13 protein-coding genes are annotated in these 12,579 nt (G+C 64.0%); 7 read left to right on the top strand and 6 right to left on the bottom strand.

The window, feature by feature from the left end:
* Nucleotides 1-63: 63 nt before the first annotated feature.
* From FHW92_RS18670 to FHW92_RS18660, 3 genes are all read left to right on the top strand, one after another.
* Nucleotides 64-384, top strand: coding sequence for a metalloregulator ArsR/SmtB family transcription factor (locus FHW92_RS18670; RefSeq protein ID WP_168604786.1), 321 nt, complete (start codon nt 64-66; stop codon nt 382-384).
* Complete coding sequence (locus FHW92_RS18665) at nt 381-1,040, top strand: SdpI family protein (RefSeq protein WP_168604785.1); 660 nt, start codon at nt 381-383, stop codon at nt 1,038-1,040. Before FHW92_RS18670 ends, FHW92_RS18665 begins: the two co-directional genes overlap by 4 nt.
* Nucleotides 1,041-1,124: 84 nt before the next feature.
* On the top strand, nt 1,125-2,012 hold the full coding sequence (locus tag FHW92_RS18660) for an AraC family transcriptional regulator (protein WP_210428594.1): 888 nt from the start codon (nt 1,125-1,127) through the stop codon (nt 2,010-2,012).
* A gap of 37 nt (nt 2,013-2,049) precedes the next feature.
* Here FHW92_RS18660 and FHW92_RS18655 read toward each other — a convergent pair whose 3' ends face one another.
* From FHW92_RS18655 to FHW92_RS18645, 3 genes are all read right to left on the bottom strand, one after another.
* Entirely contained in the window at nt 2,050-3,213 is a 1,164-nt protein-coding gene (locus tag FHW92_RS18655; RefSeq protein ID WP_168604784.1) for a crosslink repair DNA glycosylase YcaQ family protein, read from the bottom strand.
* Between the two features lie 33 nt (nt 3,214-3,246).
* Nucleotides 3,247-3,897: a DUF998 domain-containing protein gene (locus FHW92_RS18650; RefSeq protein ID WP_168604783.1), complete on the bottom strand. Its 651-nt coding sequence runs from the start codon at nt 3,895-3,897 to the stop codon at nt 3,247-3,249.
* 101 nt (nt 3,898-3,998) lie between these two features.
* Nucleotides 3,999-4,277 carry a metal/formaldehyde-sensitive transcriptional repressor gene (locus FHW92_RS18645; RefSeq protein ID WP_168604782.1) on the bottom strand — a complete coding sequence of 93 codons (279 nt, stop codon included), beginning with the start codon at nt 4,275-4,277 and terminating at the stop codon, nt 3,999-4,001.
* 275 nt (nt 4,278-4,552) lie between these two features.
* Between FHW92_RS18645 and FHW92_RS18640 the strand changes: the two genes are divergently transcribed.
* From FHW92_RS18640 to FHW92_RS18630, 3 genes are read left to right on the top strand one after another with little or no spacing between them, the layout of a single operon-like run.
* On the top strand, nt 4,553-5,872 hold the full coding sequence (locus tag FHW92_RS18640) for a carbohydrate porin (protein ID WP_168604781.1): 1,320 nt from the start codon (nt 4,553-4,555) through the stop codon (nt 5,870-5,872).
* 22 nt (nt 5,873-5,894) lie between these two features.
* A complete protein-coding gene (locus FHW92_RS18635; protein ID WP_168604780.1) occupies nt 5,895-7,640 on the top strand; it encodes an ABC transporter permease subunit in 1,746 nt (581 codons plus the stop codon).
* Nucleotides 7,641-7,657: 17 nt separating this feature from the next.
* A complete protein-coding gene (locus FHW92_RS18630) occupies nt 7,658-8,980 on the top strand; it encodes a nitrate/sulfonate/bicarbonate ABC transporter ATP-binding protein (protein ID WP_168604779.1) in 1,323 nt (440 codons plus the stop codon).
* 364 nt (nt 8,981-9,344) lie between these two features.
* Here FHW92_RS18630 and FHW92_RS18625 read toward each other — a convergent pair whose 3' ends face one another.
* On the bottom strand, nt 9,345-9,761 hold the full coding sequence (locus tag FHW92_RS18625) for a helix-turn-helix domain-containing protein (RefSeq protein WP_168604778.1): 417 nt from the start codon (nt 9,759-9,761) through the stop codon (nt 9,345-9,347).
* Between the two features lie 65 nt (nt 9,762-9,826).
* Here FHW92_RS18625 and FHW92_RS18620 point away from each other — a divergent pair, with 65 nt between their 5' ends.
* A complete protein-coding gene (locus FHW92_RS18620) occupies nt 9,827-10,654 on the top strand; it encodes a class I SAM-dependent methyltransferase (protein ID WP_168604777.1) in 828 nt (275 codons plus the stop codon).
* A gap of 17 nt (nt 10,655-10,671) precedes the next feature.
* On the opposite strand, the gene FHW92_RS18615 is transcribed toward FHW92_RS18620, so the two are convergent.
* Entirely contained in the window at nt 10,672-11,502 is an 831-nt protein-coding gene (locus FHW92_RS18615; RefSeq protein ID WP_210428593.1) for an aldo/keto reductase, read from the bottom strand.
* Between the two features lie 240 nt (nt 11,503-11,742).
* Nucleotides 11,743-12,549 (bottom strand): nickel permease, encoded by an 807-nt coding sequence (locus FHW92_RS18610; RefSeq protein WP_246870272.1) that lies wholly within the window; start codon nt 12,547-12,549, stop codon nt 11,743-11,745.
* Nucleotides 12,550-12,579 lie beyond the last annotated feature (30 nt).

Genomic DNA, 12,579 nt, shown 5'->3' with positions numbered 1-12,579 from the left:
AGCCCCGCACGCCGCCTTGCAAACCGCTTGTCATTTGCTGTTTAGCGTATTAGCTAAATAGCTATGAACGCTATCTTCGACGCTCTCTCCCATCCGATTCGCCGTGAGGTGCTGGAATTGCTCAAGCGCGGCGGGATGACCGCAGGCGAGCTGGCCGAACATTTCCCGGTTTCCAAACCCACCATGTCCGGCCATTTCGCCAAGCTGAAATCCGCAGGCCTGATTTTGGGCGAAAACCGTGGCGGGACCATCATCTACACACTGAACCTCTCGGTGCTCGAAGAGGCGGTGATGGGGTTCATGAACCGGGTGCGCACCGGCCAAAGCACTTCGGGCCATGGCGCTGCGGCCCAAACCTGTCCGCCAAAGGGAGAAACAGCATGAAAGTGAAGGGCCTTTTGATGGCGAGCCTGCTGCTTGCCGCGCTGATGGCCGCGATCGGGGCGCTGGCGCTGATGCGGCTGCCCGAAGGCGCGCGGCTGATCACGCATTGGGCGGCGGACGGCAGGCCCAACGGCTCCATGCCTGCGGCGCGTGCGCTGTTCATCGCGCCGCTGATGGTTGCGCTGCTGGGCGCGCTGTTCGCCGTTCTGCCCAGCATCGAGCCCTTGCAGGACCGGATGGCGCAATCGGCGCAAGTGCTGCGGGTCGGCTGGATTTCGCTGCTGATGCTGATGACGCTGGTGTTCGCGCAGATTGCGGGTCCGGCCTTCGGCATTGTGCTCCCCGTCTCTTTGGTAAGCTTTGGCGCGGGCGCCATGCTGGTCGCTTTGGGCAATGTGCTGCCCAAGTCGCGGCCCGGCTTTTTCGTCGGCATCCGCACGCCATGGACGCTGACCGATACCGAAAACTGGATTGCCACGCACCGGCTTGCCGCGCGTCTTTTCATCCTTGCGGGCCTTGCCGTGATGCTGGCTTCGGTCTTGCCGGTGCCGATGGCCTTGCGCGGCGGATTGCTGGTGGGCGCGGCGCTCTTTGCCGCACTGGTTCCGACGATCTATTCCTGGTGGTTCCGGCAAAGCCGCAAGAGGCGTTCATAAGTGCTGGGGCATTGCGCAAGAACGGTCGAGCGGGGATCCTGCCTTCATGGCTAAGTGGCGGGGCCACCACGAAGGAAGTTCCCGATGACCGCTGCCGACACGACCGAGGCCCGCTATCTGCTGCGAATGCAGCGGGTGGTCGATCATATCCACCGCCATCTCGACGGCGATCTTGGGCTTGAAGTGCTGAGCGGGGTTGCGGCCTTTTCGCCCTTTCATTTCCACCGGCAGTTCAGCGCCATGTTCGGCATGTCGCTCCACCGCTATGTGCAGATGGCGCGGATGAAACGGGCCGCATCGCGATTGGCCTATCGCGCAGACACCGTGACCGACATCGCGTTCGAGGCCGGCTATGAAGCGCCCGACAGCTTCGCCCGCGCCTTTCGACAGCGCATCGGGCAGGCGCCTCTGGCCTTTCGGGAACAACCGGACTGGGCGGCATGGGAGGCGGCAATGGCGCCGCTTTCCCGAGCCAGGAACCGTATCATGACCCAGCAGTTTTCCAGCAACGATGTATCCCTGCGCGAGGTGTCCGATGTAACCATCGCGTTGATGAGCCATCACGGCGATCCGCAGCGCCTTGGCGAAACGATCAGGCGCTTTATCGCGTGGCGCAAGGGCAATGGCGCGCGTGCCGCCGATCATGCCACCTATACGATCTTTCACACCGACCCGGAGATCAGCGGACCCGAGGCCTATCATCTCGATCTGGCCACCGAAATCCGCCGTCCGTTGACAGCGGCCGATGCCGGGGTTGAGGCGGGCGTCATTCCGGGCGGGCGTTGCGCGGTGCTGCGCGTGATGGGCAACAGCGATGATCTGCGCCCGGCGGCGGAATTTCTCTACGGCACATGGCTGCCCCTCAGCGGCGAGGAATTGCGCGACTTTCCGCTCTACGCCCAACGCATCCGCTTTTTTCCCGATGTGCCCGAGCAGGAGGCGATCACCGATCTGTTCCTGCCGCTGCGATAGGGGCGGAGCGCGCGGGACGGCTCTGCTCGCTTCCGCGCTATGGCGCCACACGCACCCCTGCGAGGCCAAGCCACGATGCCATGCGTTCAAGTTCGGCCCGAAGCCGCACCATGGTCTCGGCCGGAGCATCCGGTTCAAGCGTTATGCGATGGGCAAGGAGGAGCCCCGCCGCGCGGTCCGCTTTCAGATCAACGCGCGCGACCAGAGCCTCGTCCATCAGGAAGGGCAGGACATAATAGCCATGCGCGCGCTTTTCCTGCGGAACATAAATCTCGATGCGATAGCGGAAGCCGAACAGCCTTTCGGCGCGGCCACGTTCCCAGATCAGCGGATCGAAAGGTGCAAGCAGCGCGGCGCCGGTGATCTTGCGAGGGGGACGGGCATCGCGGTGCATCCAGGCCTTTTGCGTCCAGCCCTCGACCCGTACCGGCACGAGAAGGCCCGCATCGACCTGCGCCGCGATGGCGTGATCGGCCTCATCCGGTTTGAGACGATAATAGTCGCGCAAATCGGCCAAGGTCGCCACGCCCAAAGCCATGGCGCTGCGGGCGATAAGCTCTTGCTGTGCGGTTGCGGCGTCCGGTGTGGGCAGGGCCAAAATCTTTTGCGGCAAAACCCGTTCCGGCAGATCATACACCCGCGCGAAACTTCCTCGCCGTGTGGAGGTGGTGATCTGCCCGGACCAGAACAGCCATTCGAGGGCGTGCTTGGTCTGGCTCCATTCCCACCATCCGCTTTTGCTGGCCCCATTCTCGAAATCGGCGGCGGTCAGCGGGCCTTCCGCCGCGATCCTGTCGAGCACAAATTGGGCTTCCTCACGGCGCTCGGTCGCAAAGCGCCGCAAGGCAGAGTATCCGATCTCGCCGCGCTCCGCCCGCGCCATGCGCCAGCGCAGCAGCGGATGGAGATCGAGCGGCAGCAGCGATGCCTCATGGGCCCAGTATTCGAACATGCGGCGGTGCCGTCGGGCGCCCCACGCCGCCTGCTCCAGATCTGCACGATCATACGGCCCGATGCGCGAAAAGGCCGGGAGATAATGCGCCCGCGTCAACACGTTCACGCTGTCGATCTGAAACAGGCCCAGCCTGTCCAGCACGCGGCGCATTTGCCCCGCCGCCGGACGCTCGGACTGTCGCCCCCCGAAACCCTGTGCCGTAAGCGCAATGCGTCGGGCGTCGCGAAGGGAAAGCTCAAGGGTCATGGCCGCAAGTCTGGCGGCGCGACGCCGCACCTGTCAATCGGAGGTGGAGCGCCGGTTCACAGATGACTGAAGCCACCGGCTGTTCAACATAAGCCATCCGATCAGGACAGCGACAAAGAACCGGTTGGTGATGCCATAAGGCGCGCCCCTGTGCAGGGTCAGATACTGGGCGATAAAGGCGGCGATCAAAAGTCCGGCCCATGCCAGCGCCGTAGCTCGATGGGCGCGCCAGCGGGGATCGAGAGCATAGGACCATGCCAGACACATCGTAGAGAGCAGGATGCTGACGATATTCACCAGAAAGCTGATCGCGTGAATATCGCCGGTGCGCGTTGACGGCGCGGTTTCAAGGTCTGTCGGATAGAGCGCTGTCACAAGCAGGCCGACAAACGCCACGATCAGAAGCGCTGCCCCGATCCGGCCCGGCCACGATCCCGGCCCATCCCGCAAAAGCCCCAAGGCCAGCGTCAGGCAGCCCGCGCCCAAGGCGACAAAGGCCGTCGTCATGATCCAGCCGAAACGGCCGACCGCATAATCGCTGATCATATGATCGATGACCGTGTAATCGGGCCGGATCACATGCATCAGCAACAGCGCAGTCAGGAAGTACGCAAATAACCCCGTCGCCGCCCTGGGCAGGATGGTGGACCCAGAGTGCTTTCCATCATGGTTGGACTCGGCCATCTGCCGCCTCCCATTTGCTTGCCCCGCGCAGTTTAGAGCATGAAGCTGCGTCTGCAAGTAACCGCTCATGTGCCCGATGACGGGGCAGGGCGGACGGCGCTTTACCGCAGATAGGCTCTGACGATCGCCACCAGTTCCTCGGCGGCCTGCACCTTGGGGTCGCTGACGGGCAGGTCCGGCTCGATCATATGTTCGCGGATGTGATCCTCGATCACCTCGGCGATGAAACCTTCGAGCGCGCCGCGACAGGCGGTGGCCTGTTGCAGCACGCGGGCGCATTCGACATCGCCGCTGACGGCGCGTTCCAGCGCATCAACCTGTCCCTTCAGCCGTTTCAGCCGATTGAGGAGCTTTTGCTTTTCAGCCGCAACATGGCTCATGCTCTGACCTTTTCACCTTGATACCATACCCCCCTAGGGTATATGCCCGCCCAAGTCGAGTCGGCCTGCAACCGGCAGCCATGACCGACGTTCCGAGGGAATCAATCGATGCCGCGAAGTTGCAACCATTCCGCCGACGAGGGCGACAGTAGGCTCAACGCCTTGCTGACGCTTGCGTGGCGGTCGGCATCTTTCCGAACCGGGAAGCCATGCGTGTAATCTGATGCGCGATGGGTCGGGACGGAAGGTGTGCCTTTCCGTTCAAGGACCCGATAATGATCAATCTGACTGCTTTGCGCGCCCTGTGCGCCGCGCCTTTCGCGCTGGCTATGCCGGCCGTCCCCGCCTTTGCCGACGAGGCCCCGCCGCCCGATCAGCGCTATGCCGTCCATGGCCAATATACCGGGGTGGTACAGGGCGTTGGCGGCTTCGCCTCACCCTATGCCGCCGACAACAGCCTCGATCCCCATCAGGTCAAGGCCACCAATGATGCCACGCTCTATTTTGGCCTGCGTCTCTGGAAAGGCGGTGAGATCTGGATCAATCCCGAGGTGGATCAAGGCTTTGGCCTGTCAAACACGCTGGGCGCGGGCGGTTTCCCCAGCGCCGAGGCCTATAAGGTCGGAAAGATGGCGCCCTATTTCAAACTGCAGCGCGCCTTTGCCCGCCAGACCATTGCGCTGGGCGGGGATACGGTCGGGCTGGAGGCGGGGATCAACCAGTTGCGCGCGACCACCACGGCAAACCGCATCGTCATCACCGCGGGCAAGATGGGCGTAGGCGATATTTTCGACACCAACAAATTCGCCCATGACCCGCGCGGCGATTTCCTCAACTGGGCGTTGGTCGACACGGGCAGCTTCGATTACGCGGCCAATGCCTGGGGCTATACCTATGGCATCGCGGCGGAATGGTATCAGGGGCCGTGGACCTTGCGTGCGGGGCTGTACAATCTGTCCAAGATTCCCAACGGCATCGAGCTGGAGGCGGATTTCTCCCAGAACGCCCTGATGATCGAGGGCGAGCGGCGCTTTCGCATCGCAGGGCGCGAGGGCGCATTGCGGGTGACGGGCTTTCGCAATCGCGGCCTGTTCGCGCGGTTTGACGAGGCGCTGGCCAGGGGCGCGCCGCTCGACCTGGCGCCCGTGCGGCGCAGGCAGGATCGCTTCGGCATCGCGCTCAATGCCGAGCAGGACGTGACCGATGCCCTTGGCCTGTTCCTGCGCGCCGGGACCAGCGACGGTGTGATCGAGACCTATGACTTCACCGACATCGACCGCAGCCTTGCTTTCGGCGGAGCGCTCAAGGGCAAGGCATGGGGGCGGCCGCAGGATACGCTGGCCGTGGCGGGCGTGGTCAACGGCATTTCCGATGCACACAGGCGCTGGCTGGCGGCGGGCGGCATGGGCGTGTTGGTGGGCGATGGCGCGCTGCCCCATCCGGGGGATGAACGAATCATCGAGGCTTATTACGCCTTGCGCCCTGTGGGCTGGGCTTCGTTCACCCTCGATTATCAGCATATCGCCAATCCCGGCTACAACCGCGATCGCGGCCCGGCCGATATCATCGCCTTTCGCGTTCATGCAGGCTTCTGAAGCCTTGTGAGAGGGTCGTTCCATGAGCCCTGACAAAAAACCGCTCCCCGTCCTGCCCAGCTTCTCGCGGATGCTGCGCCTGACGCGCCCCAGCCGCGAGGATGCAATGGCCTTTGTCATCTTCGCGGGTCTGGCGCTGCTGGTGTTCCGCGCGGGTGAGGGGATGGTCGAGCCGCTTTCCAGCCTGCATCTGGAGCCGGTGACGCTCGATCCGACGCATCTGCCCTATTATGCGCTGCGCACGGTCCTGCGCATGTTTGCCGCGCTTCTCGCCTCCACGCTGTTCACGCTGATCGTCTCGACGCTGGCCGCCCGCAGTCGGCGTGCCGGACAGATCATCGTGCCTGCGCTGGATATTCTGCAATCGGTGCCGATCCTTGGCTTCCTGACCTTCACCGTCACCTTTTTCATGAACCTGTTTCCCGGGAATGTGCTGGGGGTGGAACTGGCCAGCATCTTTGCCATTTTCACCTCGCAGGCATGGAACATGGCCTTCAGCTTCTACCAGTCGCTGCGCAATCTGCCCGGCGATCTGGAGGAAGTGTGCGAAGGCTTCGAACTCTCGCCGCTGCGCCGGTTCCTGCGGCTCGACCTGCCCTATGCTACGCCCGCGCTGGTGTGGAACGCGATGATGTCCATGTCGGGCGGGTGGTTCTTTGTCGTGGCCTCCGAAGCGATCACTCTGGGCAATACGACCGTGACCTTGCCGGGGATCGGTTCCTATCTGGCCTTGGCCATCGCGCATCAGGATTTCGGCGCGGTGGGCTGGGCGGTGGGCATGATGGCCTTGGTCATCATCGCGTATGACCAGTTGTTTTTCCGCCCGATCGTGGCCTGGGCCGACCGGTTCCGTTTTGAACAGACGGCCGGCGCCGAGGCTCCGCAGAGCCGGATCTATAATTTGCTTCGCCGCACCCGCGTCCTGCCGCTGCTGTTTGTGCCTATCGGGGCCATGATCGGGCTGCTGCTGGCGCTTGAGCCGCGTCGATCCAGACGCTTCGGGGCCGAACCTCGCCCGAGCAATGCCGTGGTCGAGCGGATATGGCAGGCGTCGGTCTGGATGGTGGTGGTCGCGGCCTTGGGCTGGACCGGCCATTATGTGCTGACCTCGCTCGGCCTGCATGACATCCTGCTGGCCTTTGGCTATGCGGCGATCACGCTGGTGCGGGTCGTGGTGCTGATCGTGCTGGCCAGCGCGGTCTGGGTGCCGCTTGGGGTGATGATCGGCCTGCGCCCGCGCGTTGCCGAGAGGGTTCAGCCCGTCGCGCAATTTCTGGCCGCGTTTCCGGCCAATGTGCTGTTTCCCTTTGCGGTGATGGGCATTGTGCGGTTCGGCCTGCTGCCCGACATCTGGCTCTCGCCGCTGATGATTCTGGGTACGCAATGGTACATTCTGTTCAACGTGATCGCGGGGGCCAGTTCGATCCCCAACGACCTGCGCGAAGCGGCGGACATGTTTGGCGTGCGGGGCTGGCAATGGTGGCGTCAGGTCGCGCTGCCCGGCGTCTTTCCCTATTATATCACCGGCGCGCTGACCGCTTCGGGCGGCTCGTGGAACGCCTCCATCGTGGCCGAGGTAGTGACATGGGGCAGCCATCGCCTCGAAGCGCATGGCCTTGGCGCCTATATCGCCGATGCCACCGCGGCGGGCCATTATCCGCAGGTCGCGCTGGGCATCGCCGTGATGAGCCTGTTCGTCCTTGGTTTCAACCGCTTGGTCTGGCGCCCGCTCTATGCCTTTGGCGAGCGCCGCCTGCGGCTTTCCTGATTTTCGGAGTATTTCCCATGGCAACCATCGCTCCTGCCGCCCCGCTGCCCGCCATCCCGCTGATCGAGGTCAATGGTCTCAACCATTATTACGGCCCGCCGCCGGGCGGCCATCTGGTGCTCGAAAATGTCGATCTGACGCTGTATCAGAACGAGGTCGTCGGCCTGCTGGGGCGTTCCGGTTCGGGCAAATCCACCTTGCTGCGCTCGATTGCGGGGCTGATCCGCCCGCGCCACGGCACGGTGGAGCGCGTCGCCGGCCCGGATTGCCCCGACCCCAGCGTGGCCATGGTGTTCCAGACCTTCGCGCTTTTCCCATGGCTGACGGTGCAGGAAAATGTCGAACTGGGGCTGGAGGCGCAGAAAGTGCCGCCCGAGGAACGCCGCGCCCGCGCGCTGGCCGCCATTGACCTCATCGGCCTCGACGGGTTCGAACACGCCTATCCCAAGGAACTGTCTGGCGGGATGCGGCAGAGGGTGGGGCTGGCGCGGGCGCTGGTGGTCAATCCGTCCCTGCTGTTGATGGACGAGCCGTTTTCCGCGCTCGATGTGCTGACGGCCGAAACCTTGCGCACCGATCTGCTCGATCTGTGGTCGGAAGGGCGGATGCCGATCAAGTCGATCCTGATCGTGACGCACAATATCGAGGAAGCGGTGCAGATGTGCGACCGCATTCTGGTGTTTTCCTCCAATCCGGGCCGCGTGGTGGCCGAGATCAGGGTGGATATTCCCCGCCCGCGCGACCGGCTGGATCCGCCGTTTCGCGCGCTGGTTGATGATATTTACGCCCGTATGACCGCGCGCCCGGATCAGGTTCGGCCCACCCGCGATGGCGTGTTTCCCGGCACAGGCATCGCCATGGTCCTGCCGCGCGTTTCCACCAATACGCTGGCGGGGCTGATCGAGGAGGTGGACGGCACACCCTTCAACGGCAAGGCCGGTATGGCCGAACTGGCCGCCACGCTCAATTTCGAGGTGGATGATCTGTTCCCGATGGCCGAAACGCTGCAATTGCTGCGCTTTGCCGAATTGCGCGGGGCCGATCTGCTGCTCACCCCATCCGCGCGGGGCTATGCGCAGGCAGGCGTTGACCAGCGCAAGGCGATGTTTGGCGAGGCGCTGCTGGCCCATGTGCCGCTGGCGGGCCATATCCGCCGCATCCTTGACGAGCGCGCCAGCCACAAGGCCCCCGCGCGCCGTTTCCGCGACGAGCTGGAAGACCACATGAGCGAGGATTTCGCCAGCGAAACGCTGCGGACCGTCACCAATTGGGGGCGCTATGCCGAGATATTCACCTATCATGAGGATGCCGATCAGTTCAGTCTGGACGATCCGCAATGACCGGCTTTCATGGGCGCCTTGCCGAAACAAGAGTGCAGGAGCCCGCCACAATGAGGGCCGCGATGCTCAATTCGCCGGTACGAATCCGTGCGAACAGTCCGCTCTCTGACAGGGGCATTTGCGGAATCGGGGCGGCGAGGCACAGCAGGCCAAGGCGGCGGACCTGCCATGTCCATGCGCGATGCGCGCATGGGCCGGGACAACCATGGCGGCTGCAACGGCGGCCATACGAAAACTCCTTGATCACAAGCCGACGGGGATTGGTCCGTGACAGCGAGTTGAATTACGGGTTCTCCCGCTGGAAATACGAACCATTCGCAATGGCCGGTTTGGACCTCCTTTGCGGATACCCGCCCCGGTCCGTTCAGCCTTTTCCCTTTGCCTTGCGCGTGCGCTCGGCGGCGATGGTCATCAGGCGGCGGAAGGTGGGGCATTGCGCATGGCTGGGCGCGGGACAGGCCGCCGCATGGCGCAGGCCATCGCGCAGCGCGACAAGGCGATGAATGGTCCGGTCGATCTCCTCGGCCTTGTTCATCAACATCGCCCGATCAATATGCGACGCGCCGCCATCCCCCAGCATATCGGCGATTTCATCCAGCGAGAAACCCGCCGACCGGCCCAGCGCGATGAGCGACAGACGCTCTACTACGTCGGCATCGAATGTGCGGCGCAGACCGCGACGGCCCAGCGATTCAATCAGCCCCTTCTCCTCATAGAAGCGGAGCGTCGATGCTGGTACGCCGCTGCGACGGGCCAGTTCGGCAATATCGATCAATGCCATCTTGACCTCAAGTGGACTTGAAGTGGCAACATGGCGCGAATCGACAGGTTAGGCAAGGAGCGCATATGACGGATCAGCAACCGGAAACCACGGGGTGGAACACACAGCGCAGTCAGGTGTGGGTTGAATTGCAGCCCATGCTCGACCGACTGTTTTCGCCCTTCGAACGCATTTTGGTCGACGCGGTGGAGGCTCAGGGCGCGCGCGCCGTGCTCGACATAGGCTGCGGGGCGGGGGCGACGACTCTGGCCATCGCGCAGCAGTTCGGGGGCGAGGTGGATTGCACCGGTCTCGACATTTCGCAGGACCTTGTCGATGCCGCCTCCCGCCGCGCGGAGGGCATGGGCAACGTCCGCTTCCTGTGTGCCGATGCCCAAAGGCACGCCTTCGCGCCGGAGCAGTTTGACGCGATTGTCTCGCGCTTCGGGGTGATGTTCTTCGATGATCCGGTCGCCGCTTTCGCCAATCTGCGAGCGGCGGCCCGTCCGGGAGCCGCGCTGACCTGCATCGCCTGGCGCAGCGCTTCGGACAATCCTTTCATGACGGTGCAGCGCCGGGCCATCGCCCAAGTGCTGGGGCCGCAGGGCGATCCTGCACCCGATGCGCCCGGCCAGTTCGCCTTTGCTGATGACGGGCGGGTGAGGGGCATTCTTGCCGATGCCGGATGGAGCGACATCGACATTCGGCCGATCAATGTGCTATGCACCTTGTCCGCCGATGATCTGCCGGTCTATGCCCGGCGCATGGGCGGGATGGACGCCATCGCGGCCGATCTGGACGAGGCGCAATGGGGCCGCCTCGAAGCGGCTTTGGATCGCGGCTTCGCCGGTTTCGTGGTCGACGGCGTCGCCCGGTTCGAGGCGGCGTGCTGGGTGGTTCAAGCCAAGCGATGATGGTCGCGCCGGAGCGGCTATAGCATCTCAAGCCCTCGGCGCGCGGTCGGGCAGGGGAAGCTGCGCTCAAGCTGGGCGATGTCCTCGTCGCTCAGCTTGAGATCGGCTGCTGCGCGATTGTCCTGCACGTGCCGGACCGACCCCGCCTTGGGAATGGGCAGGATACCGGGGCGGCTCAGCAGCCATGCCAGCGCGATCCGGGCCGGGCTTGCCTCATGACGGCGGGCCACTTCGGCAAGAGCCTTGTGCGAGAGCAGGCGCCCCTGCTCGACCGGGCTGTAGGCCATGACCGGCATCGAGCGATCCGCCAGCCAGGGCAGAAGATCCAGTTCCGGCGCGCGGCGCGTGAGGTTATATAGGATCTGATCGGTAGCGCAGGCATGGCCGCCCGCCTCGATCAGTTCTTCCATATCGGCCATATCCAGATTGCTGACCCCCCAGCGGGCGATCAGGCCCGCCTCGACCAGCCTCTCCATGGCTTCGACCGTTTCGCCCAGCGGGACCGCGCCACGCCAGTGCAGGAGATAGAGGTCGAGATGGCCGGTTCCCAGCCGCTTCAGGCTGGCCTCGCAGGATCGGCGCAGGAGCCGGGCGGAGGCATGATGGGGATAGGCCTTGCTGACCAGAAAGACCTTGTCGCGCAGGCCTGCGATAGCCTCACCCACCAGAATTTCAGCCTCGCCCTCGCCATACATTTCGGCGGTGTCGATCAGGGTCATTCCAAGCTCGACCCCCTCGCGCAGGGCCGCGATCTCGTCGCCGCGCCGCGCGGGGTTTTCGGCCATCATCCATGTGCCTTGTCCCAGCGCAGGAACGGCGGTGCCATCGGGAAAGCGGATTGTCTTCATGATCCTTGCCATGCCTTTCGCGCAGATCGCCCTAGGGCTCCTCAATAGGGCTGCAGACGCATACTGACTGTTTTTTGCAGCGCCTGATCCAGTTCTTTGCGATGGATTGCAGCGCGGCGATACCTTTGGCAAGCGCGGGACATAAAGCAGCGATCAGCAAAGCAATCATGGGGCGTATCACCACATCGCGACGGCGCGCCAAACCGGCCCTCAATAGGCGGCTTGCGGTCCTTTGCGCGGTCACCGCGCCCGGCGCCCGCGCCAATGGGCGGCCAGCAGGCCCAGTACAGGCATGGCAATCACGGTGAGCACGCCGATGGTGGTGGCGGCATGACCGGGCAAGGAGCCGACCAGCGTCAGGGCGTCGAGCATGATATAGGCCGCCGCGCCCAGCGACAGCGTGACCACCAGCCAGCCGACCAGACGGCGAAACCGTTCGATGCGCTGCTTTCGCATCGAGCGCAGGACGCGGGCCACGATCTGGCTGTCGATTGTGTCGACCAGTATCATGCCCGCCGAAAACACCCCGATCAGCGCCAGCACAGCCGCAGGGCCGCCGCGCGTTGTGGCCGTCGCACCCCATGCCGCAGCCTGAGTAATGGTATCGAACACCAGTCCGAACATCAGCCCTACGCCGAGGATCGACACCGGCCGGTCGAGCTTGTCGATCCAGCCCGCCAGCAATCGCGAGCGCCAGCCGGTCGGGCGAAAGGGTGCGGGCTTTAAAAGCCCGTGGAGATTGGCGATGCCGACCACCAACAGCATGGCCAGCACCATAACCTCGCTGGCCGGGGCAAACCACGCGGGCGGCGAAAGCCTGTGGGCGACAGCGGCCACCAGAAGCGCCACCACGGCCACGCCAAGACTGTGGCCAAGGGCAAAAAGCGTTCCGATCCACGCAGCCAGGCGCGGTCTGCGCTGGTTTACGGAAAAGACCATATTGTCGATCATGGCGATATGGTCGGGATCAAGACCATGGCGCAGGCCCAGCATGAACATGAGCCCGAGCGCGGATAGATCCAGTCCGGTCGGCAGGGATTGCATCATGGCCTTGGCCACCATGGCTGTCCGGTTTGG

This window comes from Novosphingobium sp. SG707, from assembly GCF_012275515.1.
Classification (GTDB): Bacteria; Pseudomonadota; Alphaproteobacteria; order Sphingomonadales; family Sphingomonadaceae; genus Novosphingobium.
Note: the sequence above shows the minus strand (reverse complement) of the source record. Positions and strands in the feature narration are given on the sequence as shown.

Coding starts and splice junctions, on each gene's coding strand:
- FHW92_RS18635 (WP_168604780.1), top strand. CDS start 5,895: ATGAGCCCTGACAAAAAACCGCTCCCCGTCCTGCCCAGCTTCTCGCGG.
- FHW92_RS18625 (WP_168604778.1), bottom strand. CDS start 9,761: ATGGCATTGATCGATATTGCCGAACTGGCCCGTCGCAGCGGCGTACCA.
- FHW92_RS18655 (WP_168604784.1), bottom strand. CDS start 3,213: ATGACCCTTGAGCTTTCCCTTCGCGACGCCCGACGCATTGCGCTTACG.
- FHW92_RS18645 (WP_168604782.1), bottom strand. CDS start 4,277: ATGAGCCATGTTGCGGCTGAAAAGCAAAAGCTCCTCAATCGGCTGAAA.
- FHW92_RS18620 (WP_168604777.1), top strand. CDS start 9,827: ATGACGGATCAGCAACCGGAAACCACGGGGTGGAACACACAGCGCAGT.
- FHW92_RS18640 (WP_168604781.1), top strand. CDS start 4,553: ATGATCAATCTGACTGCTTTGCGCGCCCTGTGCGCCGCGCCTTTCGCG.
- FHW92_RS18665 (WP_168604785.1), top strand. CDS start 381: ATGAAAGTGAAGGGCCTTTTGATGGCGAGCCTGCTGCTTGCCGCGCTG.
- FHW92_RS18615 (WP_210428593.1), bottom strand. CDS start 11,502: ATGAAGACAATCCGCTTTCCCGATGGCACCGCCGTTCCTGCGCTGGGA.
- FHW92_RS18630 (WP_168604779.1), top strand. CDS start 7,658: ATGGCAACCATCGCTCCTGCCGCCCCGCTGCCCGCCATCCCGCTGATC.
- FHW92_RS18650 (WP_168604783.1), bottom strand. CDS start 3,897: ATGGCCGAGTCCAACCATGATGGAAAGCACTCTGGGTCCACCATCCTG.
- FHW92_RS18660 (WP_210428594.1), top strand. CDS start 1,125: ATGACCGCTGCCGACACGACCGAGGCCCGCTATCTGCTGCGAATGCAG.
- FHW92_RS18670 (WP_168604786.1), top strand. CDS start 64: ATGAACGCTATCTTCGACGCTCTCTCCCATCCGATTCGCCGTGAGGTG.
- FHW92_RS18610 (WP_246870272.1), bottom strand. CDS start 12,549: ATGATGCAATCCCTGCCGACCGGACTGGATCTATCCGCGCTCGGGCTC.